This window comes from Ruegeria sp. AF2 (assembly GCF_056542025.1).
Genome location: NZ_JBQFZC010000001.1, coordinates 1,035,204 through 1,053,923, shown reverse-complemented (window position 1 = coordinate 1,053,923; position 18,720 = coordinate 1,035,204). Strand labels below are relative to the sequence as shown.

Annotated in this window: 15 protein-coding genes; 7 read left to right on the top strand and 8 right to left on the bottom strand. The window is 55.5% G+C overall.

The features are described from left to right. Positions 1–23 precede the first annotated feature (23 nt). Positions 24–482 (bottom strand): Fe-S cluster assembly transcriptional regulator IscR, encoded by a 459-nt coding sequence (gene iscR, locus ACR0NM_RS05165; protein ID WP_170393031.1) that lies wholly within the window; start codon positions 480–482, stop codon positions 24–26. A 178-nt stretch (positions 483–660) separates the two neighbouring features. Between iscR and ACR0NM_RS05160 the strand changes: the two genes are divergently transcribed. The 5 genes from ACR0NM_RS05160 to ACR0NM_RS05140 all read left to right on the top strand — a co-directional run bounded on the left by ACR0NM_RS05160 (position 661) and on the right by ACR0NM_RS05140 (position 5,310). Continuing rightward, entirely contained in the window at positions 661–1,314 is a 654-nt protein-coding gene (locus tag ACR0NM_RS05160; RefSeq protein WP_008758207.1) for an alpha/beta hydrolase, read from the top strand. Next, positions 1,314–1,559, top strand: a complete 246-nt coding sequence (locus ACR0NM_RS05155) for a hypothetical protein (RefSeq protein WP_170393030.1) — start codon at positions 1,314–1,316, stop codon at positions 1,557–1,559. Before ACR0NM_RS05160 ends, ACR0NM_RS05155 begins: the two co-directional genes overlap by 1 nt. 390 nt (positions 1,560–1,949) lie before the next feature. Continuing rightward, positions 1,950–2,285, top strand: a complete 336-nt coding sequence (locus ACR0NM_RS05150; RefSeq protein WP_480453698.1) for a DMT family transporter — start codon at positions 1,950–1,952, stop codon at positions 2,283–2,285. A 76-nt stretch (positions 2,286–2,361) separates the two neighbouring features. After that, entirely contained in the window at positions 2,362–4,179 is a 1,818-nt protein-coding gene (gene typA / locus ACR0NM_RS05145; protein ID WP_170595576.1) for a translational GTPase TypA, read from the top strand. Between the two features lie 273 nt (positions 4,180–4,452). After that, entirely contained in the window at positions 4,453–5,310 is an 858-nt protein-coding gene (locus tag ACR0NM_RS05140; RefSeq protein WP_170393028.1) for a hypothetical protein, read from the top strand. A 101-nt stretch (positions 5,311–5,411) separates the two neighbouring features. Here ACR0NM_RS05140 and ACR0NM_RS05135 read toward each other — a convergent pair whose 3' ends face one another. The 4 genes from ACR0NM_RS05135 to recA form a co-directional block, all read right to left on the bottom strand. Beyond that, positions 5,412–6,032, bottom strand: coding sequence for a transglutaminase-like cysteine peptidase (locus ACR0NM_RS05135; protein ID WP_170562671.1), 621 nt, complete (start codon positions 6,030–6,032; stop codon positions 5,412–5,414). Positions 6,033–6,392: 360 nt separating this feature from the next. Next, a complete protein-coding gene (locus ACR0NM_RS05130) occupies positions 6,393–6,680 on the bottom strand; it encodes a DUF1330 domain-containing protein (protein WP_170393026.1) in 288 nt (95 codons plus the stop codon). A gap of 1 nt (position 6,681) precedes the next feature. Continuing rightward, positions 6,682–9,354 (bottom strand): alanine--tRNA ligase, encoded by a 2,673-nt coding sequence (gene alaS, locus ACR0NM_RS05125; protein ID WP_480613926.1) that lies wholly within the window; start codon positions 9,352–9,354, stop codon positions 6,682–6,684. A gap of 180 nt (positions 9,355–9,534) precedes the next feature. Further along, complete coding sequence (recA, locus tag ACR0NM_RS05120; protein WP_170393025.1) at positions 9,535–10,599, bottom strand: recombinase RecA; 1,065 nt, start codon at positions 10,597–10,599, stop codon at positions 9,535–9,537. A gap of 322 nt (positions 10,600–10,921) precedes the next feature. Between recA and ACR0NM_RS05115 the strand changes: the two genes are divergently transcribed. Next, positions 10,922–11,383 (top strand): gamma-glutamyl kinase, encoded by a 462-nt coding sequence (locus ACR0NM_RS05115; RefSeq protein WP_480613515.1) that lies wholly within the window; start codon positions 10,922–10,924, stop codon positions 11,381–11,383. 5 nt (positions 11,384–11,388) lie between these two features. Here ACR0NM_RS05115 and ACR0NM_RS05110 read toward each other — a convergent pair whose 3' ends face one another. The 3 genes from ACR0NM_RS05110 to guaB all read right to left on the bottom strand — a co-directional run bounded on the left by ACR0NM_RS05110 (position 11,389) and on the right by guaB (position 16,456). After that, the gene (locus tag ACR0NM_RS05110; protein ID WP_480613513.1) at positions 11,389–13,680 is read right to left on the bottom strand and encodes an ATP-binding protein; all 2,292 of its coding nucleotides are present in this window, start codon (positions 13,678–13,680) and stop codon (positions 11,389–11,391) included. A 103-nt stretch (positions 13,681–13,783) separates the two neighbouring features. Continuing rightward, positions 13,784–14,947, bottom strand: a complete 1,164-nt coding sequence (locus ACR0NM_RS05105) for an RsmB/NOP family class I SAM-dependent RNA methyltransferase (protein ID WP_480613511.1) — start codon at positions 14,945–14,947, stop codon at positions 13,784–13,786. 60 nt (positions 14,948–15,007) lie between these two features. Further along, a complete protein-coding gene (guaB, locus tag ACR0NM_RS05100) occupies positions 15,008–16,456 on the bottom strand; it encodes an IMP dehydrogenase (protein ID WP_170646100.1) in 1,449 nt (482 codons plus the stop codon). Positions 16,457–16,671: 215 nt separating this feature from the next. On the opposite strand from guaB, the gene ACR0NM_RS05095 reads away from it, so the two are divergent. Then, positions 16,672–18,717, top strand: a complete 2,046-nt coding sequence (locus ACR0NM_RS05095; protein WP_170732258.1) for an ASKHA domain-containing protein — start codon at positions 16,672–16,674, stop codon at positions 18,715–18,717. The last annotated feature ends 3 nt before the right edge of the window (positions 18,718–18,720 follow it).

The window sequence follows — 18,720 nt, the reverse complement described above, 5'->3', positions numbered from 1 at the left end:
GAACACAGAAAAACGTCATCAGATCAATCGTCCACGACTGCGAACAAGCTAGGAACAGCGGGACACGGTGCAAGATCATTCCGAATTACATCCGACAGCCGCGTTTGATGCAGGAATACGTAAACATTCGCGCTCAGGCTTTCCCACAACCGATTGGTCAGTGACTGCGCCCGGCTGCCCGAAGACGCGCCCGAGGCACCTGCCCCCTTGTGCATCGCATCCACCGTCTCATCAACCGCGGCCAGTATCTCGACCACACGGATTTCCGAGGCAGGTCGCGCCAGGCGATAGCCCCCACCCGGTCCGCGTACTGAACTGACCAGATCAGCTCGGCGCAGTTTCACGAAAAGCTGCTCCAAATACGGTAGTGAAATATCCTGACGTTCGGAAATCTCGCCCAACGTGACAAGTTTGTCCGAGGACTGAAGGGCGATATCCGCCAGCGCAACCATCGCATAGCGGCCTTTGGTCGACAGCTTCATTTTGTTTCCTTCAGGCAAGAACTGCGCGAAAACATTGACGTCGCCCGAGCCAGTGCGTATCTCCCACTGACAGCGTTTTCACGCGACACAATGTAATTAGAACCGTTCTAAGGTACCTGAGGATTACCGTCAAGATAATCTCGGGGCCGACGCGTCAAAAAACAGGACCAAAGCACACATGCCCGAGGTGATTTTTCCCGGACCCGAAGGCCGCCTGGAAGGCCGCTACCACCCGCAAAAGGAAAAAGACGCACCGATCGCTATCGTGCTTCACCCGCATCCACAATTTGGCGGGACCATGAACAACAAGGTGGTCTATAACCTGCATTACGCCTTTTACAACATGGGCTTCACGGTTCTGCGTTTTAACTTTCGCGGCGTTGGTCGCAGCCAGGGCGAGTATGACCAGGGTGTAGGTGAGCTGAGCGATGCAGCATCAGCGCTGGATTACCTTCAGTCGATGAACAACAACTCCAAGCATTGCTGGGTCGCTGGGTTCTCGTTCGGTGCATGGATCGGAATGCAGCTTCTGATGCGCCGCCCCGAGATCACTGGCTTCATCAGTGTATCGCCGCCCGCAAACATGTACGACTTTTCGTTCCTGGCACCCTGCCCGTCTTCTGGCTTGATCATCAACGGATTGGCGGACCGTGTCGCGCCACCTGCAGACACTGCGTCTCTGGTCGGAAAGCTGCATGAACAAAAGGGTATCACCATCACCCATAATGAGGTGGAAGGTGCCGATCACTTCTTCCAAGACCGCCACATGGACACGCTGATGACAGATGTGACGGATTACGTGAAACGCCGCCTGACAGAGAATACGCGCTGATGTCCGATACCATCACTACCCTCGCCGCCAGATTGGCCGAGGACACGATGAAGGTTATGGACGAGACGGGCGAGGATCGATTCTTTGTGGAGGTTGGAGACGTTCTCGGTGCAGCCTCGCAATCTCTGGAAGAAGCGTTCTTGACCGAAATCCGGGTTAGGCTGGCGGAACGTAAGGCACGGCAATTCGTGGTGAAAAGACTGTCTGAACATCGATCCAAGCTGAAAGCGATCGAAAAGCAGTAAAGATTGCTTAGCGTCTGAAGAAAAGAAAAGGAGCCCGAAAGCTCCTTTTCGAGGATATCGCTCGGTGGGCGCCTAAACCGGAAAACCTGTGAACCGCTCAACACTCTGGGCTGCATCAATGTCGACGGACCCCCCGTCTGCAAGCCACCCCAACGCCACAATCAAAACCGAAGCGATAATGACCGATTTTGCAAAAGTCGTCATCTTATCAAACTCATTAAAAACACACTAAAAACAATCGAGTGTTTAGCACGAATGCAAAGGCCCGAATAGTCGGGTTTACCTGACCTTTGGTAAAGTTAGGGTTTTGATCATCTGCAACTGAATCCCCTTGCCCAAATGATCGCAAGTATGCTCAACCTTTCGCGATAATTCAGAGAGGCATCGCTCGTGCCAAAGACCTACCTAATCCTAATGTTGGCTGTTATCGCGGAAACCATCGGCACGACTGCGTTGCAGGCTAGCCATCAGTTTACGCGATTTTGGCCGTCGGCTCTTGTCGTGGTTGGCTATGGGTCGGCCTTTTATCTTATGGCCCTCACGTTAAAGGTCATGCCTGTGGGCATTGTCTATGCAATCTGGTCGGGCCTTGGTATTGCCCTGATCGCACTGATTGGATTTCTGGTTTTTGGCCAAAAACTCGATTGGCCCGCAGTCTTGGGTTTGGGCATGATTTTGAGCGGCATTCTGATCATCCACCTGTTTTCAGCTACAGCGGGCCACTGACCGCCGGTTAGGGCTGGTATATTTTGTCGCGCCGCGTTATGCGCGCGGCAACTTCCCGTTCAAAGGCTGACCTCTCATGGACCTGCGCAACATCGCAATCATCGCTCACGTGGACCACGGCAAGACGACCCTGGTGGATGAGCTGCTCAAACAATCCGGCGCGTTCCGGGAAAACCAGGCCGTGGCAGAACGCGCCATGGACAGCAACGACCTGGAACGCGAACGCGGCATTACCATCCTGGCCAAAGCCACCAGCGTTGAGTGGAAGGATACCCGCATTAACATCGTCGACACCCCCGGCCACGCTGATTTCGGTGGGGAAGTCGAACGTATTCTCAGCATGGTCGACGGCGTTGTACTGCTGGTCGACGCCGCCGAAGGCCCGATGCCGCAAACCAAATTCGTGACCTCAAAGGCGTTGGCTTTGGGCCTGCGCCCGATTGTCGTGCTGAACAAGGTCGACAAACCCGATGCCGAGCCTGATCGCGCGCTGGACGAATGTTTCGACCTTTTCGCCAACTTGGGCGCCGATGACGATCAGCTGGACTTCCCGGCCATGTATGCTTCGGGCCGGTCCGGCTGGGCCGATATGGAGCTTGACGGTCCGCGCAAGGACTTGACCGCCCTGTTCGATCTGATCGTTGATCACGTCCCCGCCCCCAAGCAGATCGAGAAAAAGGACGAACCGTTCAGGATGCTCGCCACCACTTTGGGCAGCGATCCATTCATCGGTCGCATTCTGACCGGTCGTGTGGAAAGTGGAACTCTGAAAGCAGGTGACAGCCTCAAGGCACTCAGCCGAGATGGCACCCAGATTGAAAGCTTCCGCGCGTCGAAAATCCTTGCATTCCGTGGATTAGCTCAACAACCCATTGACGTCGCTGAAGCAGGCGACATTGTCACGATTGCGGGTATGAGCAAAGCCACCGTGGCAGATTCCCTTGTATCACCGCAAGTCGAAGAGGCCCTACCTGCCCAGCCTATCGATCCGCCAACCATCACAGTGACCTTCGGCATAAACGATTCCCCGCTGGCCGGTCGTGACGGCAAAAAGGTTCAGTCTCGGGTCATTCGTGATCGCCTGATGAAAGAAGCCGAATCGAACGTAGCCATCCGCATCAGCGACACGCCCGGCGGCGAAGCCTTCGAGGTTGCTGGTCGCGGCGAATTGCAGATGGGTGTTCTGATCGAAAACATGCGTCGCGAAGGATTCGAGCTTAGCATCTCTCGCCCACAGGTTTTGTTCCGCGAGGAGGACGGCCAGCGCCTTGAACCTATCGAAGAAGTCACGATCGATGTGGATGATGAATATTCTGGCGCGGTGATCGAGAAAATCACGGGTGCGCGCAAAGGTGAACTGGCTGAAATGCGCCCTGCAGGGGCAGGCAAGACCCGGATCATCGCCCACGTGCCGTCTCGTGGCCTGATCGGCTATCACGGAGAGTTCCTGACCGACACACGTGGAACTGGTGTCTTGAACCGTGTCTTCCACGGCTGGGCGGCCCATAAAGGACAGATCCCCGGCCGACGCGCAGGTGTTCTGATCTCGATGGAAAACGGCCAGGCGGTTGCCTATGCGCTTTGGAATTTGGAAGAGCGTGGCCGCATGTTCGTTGGCCCGCAAACTGATGTCTATCAGGGCATGGTGATCGGAGAGCATTCGCGAGACAACGATCTGGAAGTGAATCCGCTGAAAGGTAAGAAGCTGACAAACGTGCGTGCCAGCGGCTCGGACGACGCAGTAAGGCTGACCCCTCATATTCAGTTCTCGCTTGAAGAGGCAATCGCCTATATCGACGACGATGAACTGGTCGAGGTTACACCCAATGCGATCCGGCTTCGCAAACGTTATCTGGATCCGCACGAGCGTAAACGGATGTCAAAATCAGCCTGATCAATGCTGTGAACTTGTTCACGTTTTGGAAACATTGCCACATTCGTGACATTTTTGCGTCAGGCTAGAAACAACACAGAAAAAGAAGACCTGGTGCAACAGCAGGTCTTCTTTTTGTTTTTTATGGATTAATCGTGTTTGAGTGAGCTGGATCACAGAAATCCAACAGAAAGTTTGCTTGAAAATAGGCGATAGAAAGAGGACTTTGTGTTCAAAGTGTGACGCCGTTTGAGTATACGGCAATTTAGTTAACGAGTGCTTAAGGAGCGTGCGATGCGCATTAGATCCAAACTGTTATCGATTGCTTTTGCTTCTGCAATCTTACCCTTCACCTTCGGAAATTCCGCTCAGGCGGCTGGTACGTGCACTGTGAGCACGGCCAAACAGTCTGTTTCTTCGAACACTCTTTGTGCGTGTGACGTGGTTACTTCGGGCATGCTCCGGTATATCCAGCGACGCGCCGACTTCGAGTCGATCCTGGAGCGTACAATTCTTGATTGCCCGCGATTTGCAGCTGTTTTGACTGACTTGCCTACGGCGAGCATCGGCATTAACCCGCAGCGCACGGGTGACGGTGCCTCAGACGAAAGAACCGAGCGCGATAGGCCTGATACCCCGGTCACACCCGATACGCCTGACACACCTGATACGCCTGACACACCCGATACGCCTGAGAAGCCAAACGGCGACGACGAAAAAGCCAAGGAAGAAAGAAAAAAGGCAAAGGAAAACAGGAAAAAGGCGAAAGAAGAGCGTGAAAAGGCAAGGGAATACAGGGAAAGAGTCAAAGATAAAAGAAAGACAATCAAGCAGCACCGGCAAACGGCTAAAGACTATTCTGAAAAAGCCAAGCAACTACGTGACGCTGGCGATAAAAAGGGTGCGAAGCAGGCAAGGGAACAAGCGCGGCTGTTTGCTGGGTGGGCCAAAGAAAGCCAAGCTTGGGCTAATGAGCAACGTGCCTACGCACAACAACATGCCGCTAACGCCAAGATGTACCGGGAAAGTGCCCGGCAGTCGCAAGAGCGTTTGGGAAAACTGTCAATAGCCGAAGCCAAACGGGTCAAAGACAGAGCCAAATCCCAAGAACGTAGAGCTGAGCGCGAAAAAGAGGATGATCGCGGTCATTAATTCCTTCGATCAGGGTTGGGCGCGACCATGGCGCCACTGACGAGAATAGCGGATGGGCGGCGTGCAGATGCACCCGCCCACTCTAGTTGAGGTCGAAGAACTCAGCTTTTTCCATAAACTCCCAGCCATCTGGCGGGCTGCTTAGGATCTTGCATCCTCAGGAACAGATAGCGCGTCGCCTTCCAAGGCTTGATCTGATTGGTCAAATTATCCAGAACCAGATCGCCGTCGCTTGACCGATAGACCAAAACAGCATGAGAGTTTCTGCGCGTATCCAACACTGTCGCGAGCAGTAGTTTACGAGGGTCGAAACCGGCCTGGATCAAGTCTCTTTTCTTTAGAAGCGCAAAATCTTCGCAGTCACCACCGCGCGACGTTGGAAGCGCCCAAAGTTCACTGGTTTTGTATTGCGACTGATCCGTGACCTCTCGCGTGGATCGATTAACGCGGCGGTTGATCTCTTTGACAAGTTTCAATTCTTGGCTGGTGGATAAGGAACCGATACCTTTTTGCGCACATGCCCAGGAATATTTACCGCAAAGCTGACGCGCACCGGAAGGTGGTGGCGAGGCAGCGATACTCGGGATAAACGCGGCATCTTTCGCCGATGCTTCAGTCCCAAACAACAGCGAACCGTTAATCAGGATAGCCAAACCAAACAGCCCGCCAAGCTTGGCAGCGCTCTTTAAGTGGGCGTCTAAGGTCGTACCAAAGAATTTCATGCCTGTCCCTCGAGTCCTATTAGTCCCTGCAAACTGCGTGGATCAGAACCCATCTGTACACCGGACCATATCCGCAAACCGTGGTTATCACGCAATCAAATCCGAGATTGAGCGGAAAAAACGGCGGAAATTCGTCACTTTTCGTGACCATTTCCGCGCAAGAAAGTGGCGCGAAGTGCCACAATCGGACAGAGAAATATGTTCAAAGCCAACCGGAAGTATGCACAACCCATTGTAATAATGTGTATAAATTCAGAGCGATCGTGAAGAGCCGCCCACGCTAAAATGCATGGCAGGTCGCACGGCTCTGGGCCGGGCAGAATTTGAAAATTTCATGCGAAGGTAGATTGAGCCTGATTCTCAGTCGGTAATTTCAACGACCACCAGCTCTCGTTCGCTGGCGCCACGGGCATGATCCAATGCCTGCTGATATGCAGGAGAATTGTAGCACTCTACCGCAGCCTCGACGGTTGGGAAGCGGGCGACCACATTGCGTGGTCGCTCTTTGCCCTCTAACTGCACGTAACGTGCCGCGCGGGCGATGAATTCACCCCCATGCGCCGCAATTGCCGGCCCTGCAAGCTCGGCGTATTTTCCATAAGCATCGGCATCTGTCACAGTAACGTGTGCGATCCAAAGTGCTGGCATCTTATCCTCCCAAAACCTGTTCAGCGGCCTTGATTGCAGCCTCTGCATTCGAGGCATCCTTGCCCCCACCCTGTGCCATGTCAGGCCGTCCACCACCGCCCTTGCCGCCAAGTTCAGTCACCGCCGCGCGGACCAGATCCACCGCAGATACCGTGTCTGTCAGGTCCGAAGTGACACCCGCTGCGACAGCCGCTTTGCCGCCGGTATCAGCAATCAATAATACTGCACCCGTACCCAAACGGCTTTTGTGCTCATCAATCAATGCAGGCAGGTCCTTTCCGGAAACACCCGAGAGCGACTGCGCAAAGAACGCCACACCGTTTACATCGCGCGCTTCAGCGCCACTGCCCTGCCCCGCACCTCCGGCCATCGCCAGATCACGGCGCAACTGCGCAACTTCGTTTTGCAGCGACTTACGCTCATCCAGCAGAGTCTTAACACGCGCCACAACGTCATCAGGCTGCGCTTTCAACTCAAGCGCAATTGAGGAAAGGCGATGATCCTGTTTCGACAGATACTTAAATGCGTCATCACCGGTCAAAGCCTCGATCCGCCGCACGCCCGCGCTGCTGGCACTGTCGCCCAGCACGACGAAGGTTCCGATATCACCGGTCTGGCGCACATGGGTACCGCCACACAGTTCAATCGACCATGTTTCGCCATCCTGGCCTTTGCCGGTGGGTGCTTTGCCCATCGAAACCACGCGCACCTCATCCCCGTATTTCTCACCGAACAGAGCTTGAGCACCCAGTTCACGGGCGTCATCAGGTGTCATAATCCTGGTTTCCACGGTTGAGTTTTGCCGGATGAATGCGTTCACCTCTCGCTCAACTTTCTGCACTTCTTCCAGTGTCAGAGCCTTAGAATGGCTGAAATCGAACCGCAAACGATCTGATGCGTTGAGCGACCCGCGCTGCGCCACGTGGTCACCCAATGTCTCGCGCAGAGCTTCATGCAGAAGGTGCGTCGCGGAGTGGTTGGCACGAATGGCCGTGCGGCGCGCGTGATCGACTTCCAGCTCAACTGCGTCACCTTTTGAGATCGCCCCATGATCAATCGTGACCTTGTGAGCATAGACTTTGCCATCAGCAAACTTTCTGGTGTCTTCAACACGGGCGATATCGTCGCGCTCATCCAGCCTGCGAATTTCACCGGTGTCGCCGACCTGGCCACCGGCCTCGCCATAGAACGGTGTCTGGTTGACTACGACCCAGCCGGTACCACCCTTCTCGATCTTGTCGACCAATGCACCATCGACCACCAACGCAGCGACCTGCCCTTCGGCCTTTTCAGTATCGTAGCCAAGGAAATCGGTCGCACCGGCCGCATCCAGCACATCGAACCAAACCACCTGATCGGCAGATTCGCCAGACCCGGCCCACGCCGCGCGAGCCTTGGCTTTTTGTTCGGCCATGGCCACGTCAAATCCATCGGTGTCGACGGTTCGACCTTTCTCGCGCAGCGCATCCTGCGTCAGATCAAGCGGGAAACCATAGGTATCATACAGTTTGAACGCCGCGTCTCCGGGTAGTGGATCGCCTTCAGGTAGGCCCGAGACTTCCTCATCCAACAGCTTCAAACCGCGATCCAAAGTTTGCTTGAACCGAGTTTCCTCAAGCAGCAGTGTCTCTTCGATCAGTGGCTGCGCCTGACCAAGCTCTGAATATTGCGCACCCATCAATTGCACCAGCGTGGGTACCAGGCGGTGCATCACCGGATCTTTGGCCCCCAACAGATGCGCATGGCGCATCGCGCGGCGCATGATACGGCGCAGAACATACCCTCGCCCATCATTTGACGGCATCACACCATCCGCGATCAGGAACGAAGTTGAACGCAAGTGGTCCGCAATCACGCGATGATGCACGTTTTGATCCCCATAAGGATCAACACCGGTCGCATCCGCGGAGGCTTCGATCAGCGTTTTGAACAGATCGGTGTCATAATTGTCGTGGCTGCCTTGCAGCAACGCTCCAATGCGTTCCAATCCCATGCCGGTGTCGATCGACTGCATGTCGAGTTCGACCATCGAGCCGTCTTCGAACTGTTCGTTCTGCATGAAAACGATGTTCCAGATTTCGATGAACCGATCACCATCTTCCTCAGCCGAACCCGGAGGCCCACCCCAGATGTGATCACCGTGGTCATAGAAAATCTCGGTGCACGGGCCGCAGGGGCCGGTAGGGCCCATTTGCCAGAAATTGTCATTGGTAGCGATGCGGATGATCCGGTCTTCAGGGACACCAACCTTTTTCCAGATTTCAAATGCCTCATCATCGGTGTGATAGACAGTGGCCAACAGACGGTTCTTATCGATACCAAACTCTTTGGTGATCAGTTCCCAAGCGAACGGTATCGCCTCATGCTTAAAGTAATCCCCGAATGAGAAATTCCCCAGCATTTCAAAGAACGTATGGTGGCGAGCGGTATAGCCCACATTGTCCAGATCGTTGTGTTTGCCGCCTGCACGCACGCATTTCTGTGCAGTGGTAGCACGGCTGTAGTCGCGGGTTTCGACGCCAGTAAACAGATTCTTGAACTGAACCATACCCGAGTTGACGAACATCAGTGTCGGATCATTGCGCGGAACCAGCGGGCTGGACGCAACCACTTCGTGCCCCTGCTTGGCAAAGTAGTTCAGGAAGGTAGATCGAATGTCGTTCAGCGTTGGCATAAGGCTCTCTCGGCGCGCAGTCGTTATGGTCAGCAAAGGTTTAGCCCCACCCCCCGAGAGTGTCCACAGCATTGGCCCATCCGAAACGAAACAAGGCGGCCCCGAGGGGCCACCCTGTTCCAGATATTTTAGCACTACCGGGGTGCCGGGGGATTTCTTCGGTTCCCCCTCAGGCACGCTTTAAGCTTCGAGGATGTCATCCTCTTCCGCTTCGGGTGGCATTTCAAAATCTAACCCATGCGCGGCACGTATTTTGTCTTCGATCTCGAGCGCCGCACGGGAATTGTCACGCAGATATTGCTTGGCATTCTCACGCCCCTGCCCGATCCGCTCATCACCGTAGCTAAACCACGAACCCGACTTTTCGACCACACCGGCCTTGACGCCCAGATCCAGAAGCTCACCCATTTTGCTGATGCCTTCGCCATACATGATGTCGAATTCCACCTGCTTGAACGGCGGTGCCACCTTGTTCTTGACGACCTTGACGCGGGTCTGGTTGCCCACAACTTCGTCCCGATCCTTGATCGCACCGATACGGCGAATATCCAGACGGACCGAGCTGTAGAATTTCAACGCATTACCACCGGTAGTGGTTTCCGGGCTGCCAAACATCACACCGATCTTCATCCTGATCTGGTTTATGAAGATCACCATGCAGTTCGAGCGATTGATCGAGCCGGTCAGCTTGCGCATCGCCTGGCTCATCAGCCGGGCCTGAACACCCACGCTGCTGTCACCCATGTCGCCTTCCAACTCGGATTTCGGCGTCAGCGCCGCAACCGAGTCGACCACGACCATGTTCACGGCTCCCGACCGCACCAAGGTGTCGGTGATCTCAAGTGCCTGCTCGCCAGTGTCGGGCTGAGAGATCAGCAATTCATCCAGATCCACACCCAGCTTGCGCGCATATTGAGGGTCCAGCGCATGTTCTGCGTCGACGAACGCGCAGACTCCGCCGCGTTTTTGCTGTTCAGCGATGCAGTGCAGCGTCAGCGTGGTCTTACCCGAGCTTTCCGGGCCATAAATCTCGACGATCCGCCCCATCGGCAGGCCGCCGATCCCCAGAGCGATATCCAAGCCCAGCGAACCGGTCGAGCTCGCATCGATATCCTGCTTGGAATCTTCGCCCAACTTCATGATCGAGCCTTTGCCGAACTGCCGTTCGATCTGGGCCAATGCGCTGTCGAGCGCCTTTTGCTTGTCTGCGTTTTTCTTGTCGCTCATCGTCAGAAGATCCGCCATTGTCCTGTCGCCTTCTCTTTTGTCACACCCTTGATCGGGCGGCAATCGCTGCTTTGTTCGCCTCTTGTTCCTTATGGGACCAAAAAGAGAACATTTCAACTAAAACTTATGAAAACTACTCTTCAGCAATTGTGTTAAAGAGTCGTTTACGACAATCTGAGACATGAAAGGCATTGAAGAGAAAAGATAAATGCTTGTTTTCTATGAAAAGCGGCTTGCGCTTCTGTCTGTTCCAAAGACCGGCTCCACCGCGTATCAATCAGCTTTGCGCGATCGGGCCGATATCGTCGTGTCCGGACCAACAGACCTGAAACATGCGAACATGCGTCGCTATGATCGCTTCTTCCAGACCATGTTTCGCAAGATGTTTGATGCAGAAATGGACGTCATGGCCATTGTGCGCGAACCTGTCGATTGGTTGGGAAGTTGGTATCGATATCGAACGCGCGCCGAATTGGCAGGTCATCCGCATTCCACAAAAGGTTTAAGCTTCGAGGCATTCCTTGACGCCTATATGCAAAACCCCCGCCCGGCCTACGCAGATGTGGGATGCCAAACCGATTTTTTGCAACCCCGCAGTAACGGTAAAGGTGTTGCGCATATCTTCAAATATGACAGCCAGCAAAAGATACTGGATTTCCTTCAGAATCGGCTGGAATGTAAAATCGATCTACCACGAGAGAACGTCTCGCCCGCTTGCCCGATGGACTTCTCAAAACAAACTGAACTCCGGTTCCAATCATTGAACGCCGCAGAATACGCATTGTATCGTGCTGCCGAATAGCGTTTTCAGTTCATTTGCTGAAACACCGCTTCGGTCAGTTGGGTCAACGAAAACGGCTTGGGCAGGAAGGTGGAATTTTCGATCTGAGGACCAGATTCGCCGAACGCCCCCTCAGTATAGCCTGACATGAAGACCACCCGAACGTCAGGACGTGTTTTCATGGCCTCGCGCACCCAAGTCGGGCCGTCCATTCCGGGCATGACCACATCGGTGACAAAAACATCCACCAGCAAATTGGGGTCGTCCAACAATTGCAGCGCATCTTCGGCTGATTCAGCTTCAAGCACAGTGTAGCCTTTCAAGCGAAGCGCCCGCGTCGCGAAGGCGCGCACCGGGGCTTCGTCTTCGACCAACAAAACCACGCCTTCACCCAATCGGGAACTTTGCACCTCTGACGTATCGGGGGCCTCAGGCTCCGATTCTTGGACCCGGGAACTCACAGGCAAGAGCACAGTGAATTCCGTTCCCCGGTCCTGCACACTGTCGACAAATATGAAACCACCAGTCTGTTTTACGATCCCGTAAACAGTCGATAGCCCCAGCCCCGTCCCCTCGCCTGTGCGTTTGGTCGTATAAAATGGCTCAAACACCTTTTGCAGTTTGTCTGCAGGAATCCCGATGCCGCTATCGATGACTTTGACCGTAACATATTCCCCCGGCTGTACCGTAGCCCGATCGCGCGTGATCGATTGATCCAACGTCACTACTTCGGTCTCGATCCGAATCTCCCCACCCTCGGGCATCGCATCACGCGCATTGACGACCAGGTTCATCAAAACCTGCTCTAACTGGCGCTTGTCCGCGCAGACGGATTTGAGCACCGGATCATGACTGAGCGTCAGGCGGACCTTCTCGCCCACAAGACGGTTTAGCAAATGGATAAGGTCTGAAATCGTATCTCGCAGATCCAGCACTTCGGGCCGGAGCGTTTGTTTGCGCGAAAAGGCCAGAAGCTGGCTGACCAACGCTGCAGCACGGTTGGCGTTCTGATTGATCTGTACAAGATCGCCGTAATTCGGGTCATCTTGGTCATGGCGCAACAGCAACAGATCACAATGCCCCGAAATCGCCGTCAGCAAGTTATTGAAATCATGTGCCACCCCGCCCGCCAATTGCCCAACGGCTTGCATCTTCTGGCCTTGAACAAACTGCGCCTCCATCGTTTTCAGTTCGGTGGCATCGTTCAGAACCGCAATAAGACAGACCTGACCATCCCTGAGAATCCGTGACAGCGTAACTTGCACAAATACCTCTTTGTCCTTGCGCACCAAACGCAGGAATTCAGACCGCGGTGCTGCGCCTTGTTCGGCAGCACTCGCCAGCCAGTCCCTGATCGGATAGCCGAGCCCCTGCATCATGCTTTCGATATTCGTCCGCCCCGGTTGGATCTCACCGACCAATTCAACCGCGAGGTGGTTTGCTTCGCTAACATCTCCATCGGGAGACATGCACATGATCGCAACTGGCAAATCTGCAAATGATGTCGTGTGCTGCGGTCCTTCGGCGTGCTGCAGCGGCGTTAAAAGCAACTCACGCACAATACCGCTGTGCCTTAGCGTTGTGACAGTGAATGATGCTTCGGTTTCCCCGGTTTTAATCTGTATGATGCTACCATCAACTGCACCGCCAGCCTGAACCATCGGCTTGAGGCATGTGGGAATCTGACCAAAAAGCTCGATAGCCGCATCATTGGCATCCAGCACCACGTCATTTCGTCCGACCGTCAGAACCGGCCGCTGCACGCTGCGCCAGATCTGGGGTGCATCTATCCTAAAACGCCAGCAAAACCGATTTTCACCCAGCTTTGAAACAGATACCGGTATTGTTTGTCCGCGCGTGACAACATCTTCTTCCCAAAAGCCCCGTTTCAGGGCACGAGACTGCAAACGCAACAGCACCGCCGACGGGTTTGCAAATACGGTACGCAGAGACTCATCTAGTCGCGTACCCGCGTTCCGAATAAGACGCGCATTGGCCTGAGCGTTTGCAACTAGCACCTCGCCCGTCGCATCCGAAATGACACAGGCATCGGTTTCTTGCTCTAGAAAACCCGTCATCGCAGCGTATGTTTGCGCTTCGATCTGATTCAATATCCAAGCACGCGCCAATGCAAAGACCACTACTACCAGGAAGGACAAGCCAACGGCTGCGACCCCGGCACTTAACCGTGGCGGCAAGACGTCAAAGAAGGAAAGTACGCTCAATAAAATGGCGATCAATGCCAGTGAGGCATAGCGCCCACGATCAATGCCCCATCCACTTGATCGAGAGGGGGTAAATTCAGATTGAATAGACATAAACAGCCCGGATTATTACAATTTCTGATCAATATCTGCCTGCAATGGTTAATTGCTGCTTAATGATCAGTGACATAAACTTCTTAAGGTTGTGTTTTAAAGTTTATATTCGCGTCAAGTGTGCTGTAAAAAATCCATCGGTCCCGTGTGAAACCAGCCACGTTTTGCGGTATCCGCTCTGCCATTCGGGATTGCTGGCCAAGAATCCATCAATAATGTCGTCGTTTTCAATCGCCAGCATCGAGCAGGTCGCATAGGCAAGCACGCCTTTGGGCGCAACGAGAGGTGAAACATCTCGTAGAATGGTGGCCTGAATCTGCGCTAGTTCCTCCAAACGCTCGGGCGTTAGCGCCCATTTCCCTGCCGGCGCGCGACGCCACGATCCGCTGCCGGAACATGGGACATCTGTCAAAACCACATCGAACGGGGCCTGACCGGTGATTTGGCCTGTGGTCAGGATCGTGACATCCGCGCCCGCCCTTGCCGCGCGCGCTGGCAAGTCGCGCATACGGTTGGGATTGGCATCATGGGCAAAGACCTGAACACCCATATACGTAGCCGCTAAAGCAAGGGACTTGCCTCCGCCACCCGCACAATAGTCAAGGACACGCATGCCTGGCTGCAAATCAAGCGCGGCAACTACCGCTTGGCTCGCGGCATCCTGCAACTCAACCAGCCCATCTGTATACGGACCGCTCTGAGATATCTTGCGTGCGCCCTCGGTAACTTCCAATGCAGTATCGCAGGCCGGATGTGGATGCGCCGTGATCTCCTCGGCAGCCAGTCGTTGAATGGCTGTAGGCAGGTCAGTTTTCAGCAGGTTGACCCTCAGATGAATCGGAGCGCGCGATTGTAGCGCGGCTGCGGCAAGTTCAGCTTCGTCCTTCAACGCAGCCTGAAATTGAGGCCACAACCATTCGGGGATATCCAGACGTTCTGCGTCGCTCTGAAATGACCTGGCTTGGTCAGCCTCGGTTACCTCTGCAGGTGCATATCGCTCGCCCGAAAATACTGAAGTTAAGTCTGAGCCCAAGGATCGGGCGGCACCGATCATCAGGCCGCGCCCCGTCTCGGACCCACCGAGCGCCGAGAAGGATCGTTTGCACCGCAATGCATCAAACACATGATCCCGGATCGCAGCGCGATCCTTAGATCCCGCGAACCGACTGCGTCGAGCCCAGCCGGTCAACGCCTTCTCGACCGGTGCACCGGCAAGAATGTCATCGAGGATCTCGATCGAGGCCTGAACCCGAGCAGCAGGTGTCATCGCGTTTTCCGTTCGTCTACACGATCAATTTTGAGAGACCCCCTGAAGGGTCTCACAAACTTACATCACGCGATAATTGGGGCTTTCCCGTGTGATCTGAACGTCATGCACATGGCTTTCCTTCAAACCTGCGCCAGTGATTTTGACAAAGTTGCAGTTCTGGCGCATCTCATCGACGGTGGCACAACCGGTATAGCCCATCGCCGCGCGCAAACCTCCAACCAGTTGGTGCACAACAGCGCTTGCGGACCCTTTGTACGGCACCTGGCCTTCGATCCCTTCGGGCACCAGCTTGTCATTCGCGGCGTCCTTCTGGAAATAGCGATCCGCCGAGCCGCGCGCCATCGCACCCAGACTTCCCATGCCGCGATACGATTTGAACGAGCGGCCTTGATAGAGGATCACCTCGCCCGGGCTTTCATCCGTGCCCGCAATCATCGAACCCACCATGGCGCAAGATGCCCCTGCCGCAATCGCCTTGGCGAAATCGCCCGAGAATTTGATGCCACCATCAGCAATGACCGGAACTTCCCCCGCCGCAGCGGCACAATCCATGATGGCCGTCAACTGAGGGACGCCAACACCCGCGACCATCCGTGTGGTACAGATCGAGCCGGGCCCGATGCCCACTTTGATCGCGTCTGCACCTGCATCGATCAGAGCTTTGGTGGCTTCGGCAGTGGCGACGTTACCGGCGATGATCTGAACCTCGTTCGACAGCGTCTTGGCACGTTTCACCGCGTCCAGAACCCCTTGCGAATGACCATGTGCAGTATCCACAACAATGATATCGACCCCGGAATCGACCAACTGCTCTGACCGCTCGAACCCCGCGTCTCCGACCGAGGTTGCAGCAGCCACACGCAGACGGCCCAACCGGTCTTTACAGGCCGTAGGGTTCAGCACGGCCTGTTCGGTATCTTTCAGCGTCAGTAAGCCTGTCAGCTTGCCCTCGCCATCGACGACCAGCAACTTTTCGATCCGACGCGCACGCATAAGGCTTTTGGCCTCTTCCAGATCGGCGGGCTCTTGCAGCATCGCCAGATTGTCAGAGGTCATCATCGCTTTGATCGGCGTGTCATCCGAGGTCGCAAAGCGCATATCTCGGTTGGTGACAATGCCGACGACACGACCGCTTTCTTCAACGACCGGGAAGCCGGTGAAGTTGTAGCGCTCTACCAAAGCCTGAGCATCTGCCAATGTTTGATCCGCGCGCAGCGTGACCGGGTTATAGACGATACCGGATTCGAACCGCTTAACCCGACGCACTTCGCGGGCCTGTTCCTCGACCGAGAGGTTTTTGTGCACCACGCCGATGCCTCCAGCCTGCGCCATGGCGATAGCCATACGCGCCTCGGTCACCGTGTCCATCGCCGAGCTTAGCAGCGGGATGTTCATCGTAATCTCACGCGTCACGCGCGTGGTGGTATCAGCGGTTGCCGGCAGCACAGAAGATGCGCCCGGAACTAGAAGAACGTCGTCGAAGGTGAGTGCCTCACGAATCTGCATTTGATAACCCCATGCAAAAGCCCGTTTGACGGTGACCCTATTGCATGGATTTCACCCGAGGGAAAGCCCCGAACCCAAGTTGTTTTCCGCTGCGGGCTTCTACCACGCCCGAAAACGACGCAAGCAATGCAAAACGTGCCGCTGAATGCCCTTTCCCTTTGCGTTCAAACCCATATGTTCGCCGGCATACGCGCGAATACAAAGGCAGGCCATTCATGACCACCGATCCTCTTGTCGTTTTTACCCCGTCCGGCAAACGCGGACACTTTCCCGTTGGCACGCCAATCCTGACGGCAGCGCGCCAGTTGGGTGTCGATCTTGATTCAGTCTGCGGTGGACGCGGTATTTGTTCGAAATGTCAGATCACCCCCAGCTATGGCGAGTTTCCCAAGCATGGCGTGACCGTCTCGGAGGACGCGCTGAGCGAATGGAACGCGGTTGAACAGCGATATGACGACAAGCGAGGCTTGAAACCCGGGCGCCGTTTGGGCTGTCAGGCCTCGGTTCAGGGTGACGTGGTGATCGACGTGCCTCCTGAAAGCCAGGTTCACCGTCAGGTGGTCCGCAAGGCCGCCGCCGCCCGCGCCATCACCATGGACCCTGCAACACGCCTGTATTTCGTGGTGGTGGAACAACCCGACATGCACTCGCCCACAGGCGATCTGGAACGGTTAGAACGCGCCTTGCGCGAACAATGGAAGATCGATGCGATTACCGCTGATCTGTCGCTGATGTCCAAGCTGCAGCCAGTGCTGCGCAAAGGGAAATGGGAGGTCACGGTCGCCGTCCACAAAGGCCACAAGGACAACGTGGCCCGTATCGTCGAAATTTGGCCCGGCCTGCACGAACATGGGCTTTACGGTCTGGCTATCGACCTCGGCTCGACCACCATCGCTGCGCACCTGACCGATCTGGAAACAGGTGAAGTCAAGGCTTCTTCCGGCCTGATGAACCCGCAAATTCGTTTCGGCGAAGACCTGATGAGCCGCGTGTCTTACGCCATGATGAATCCCGGTGGCGACAAGGAAATGACCCGGGCCGTGCGCGAAGCGATCAACGATCTGACCACTTCAATCGCTGATGAGGCCGGGATCGATGCCGCTTTGATCGTCGAAACGGTGTTCGTCTGCAATCCGGTCATGCACCATCTTTTGCTGGGTCTGGACCCAGTCGAACTGGGTCAGGCGCCATTTGCGCTCGCGACGTCCGAAAGCATGTCCCTGCCTGCGCATGAGATGGACCTGACCACGATGAATCCACGCGCGCAGGTCTACATCCTGCCGTGTATTGCGGGCCATGTGGGTGCGGACTGCGCTGCCGTTGCCCTATCCGAGGAACCCGGCAAGTCCGACGATCTGGTACTGATCGTGGATGTGGGTACCAATGCGGAAATCTTGCTGGGCAACACCCACCGCGTTCTGGCCTGTTCGTCACCCACCGGCCCCGCATTTGAGGGTGCCCAGATTAGCTCGGGCCAGAGAGCCGCGCCCGGTGCGATTGAAAGAATCGAAATCGATCCTGTCACCAAAGAACCGCGTTTCCGCGTGATTGGGTCCGAAAAATGGTCGAATGACGAAGGCTTTGATCAGGACATTGCCACCACGGGCATCACCGGTATCTGCGGCTCAGGCATTATCGAGGCCGTGGCCGAGATGCGCATTGCAGGTCTTCTGGACGAAAGCGGGCTGATCGGCTCGGCCGCGCAGACGGGCACACCGCGTTGCGTTCCCGAAGGCCGCACCAACTCCTATCTGATCCACGACGCCAGCGCCGAGGGCGGTCCGCGTATCACGGTAACTCAGGGTGATATCCGTGCCATCCAGTTGGCTAAATCCGCGCTCTACGCCGGAGCGCGTCTCCTAATGGATGAGATGGAGGTTGACCGTGTGGATCGCGTGGTACTTGCCGGTGCCTTCGGCGCGCATATTTCGACCAAACACGCGATGGTGCTGGGTATGATCCCTGATGCACCGCTGGAGAAGGTCTCCAGCGCGGGTAATGCCGCTGGAACCGGTGCCCGGATCGCGCTGTGTAACATCGGATCGCGGGCCGAGATCGAACGCGTGGTGCGCGAGATCACCAAGGTCGAAACGGCAATCGAGCCCAAGTTTCAGGACCATTTCGTCGCCGCCAATGCGATCCCGCACAAAACCGATCCGTTCCCTGAATTGGCGCAGGTCGTCACCCTGCCCGCTCCGTCCTTCAATACCGGCGGCGGGGATGAGGAAAAATCTGGCCGTCGACGCCGCCGGAGGTCATAGTCG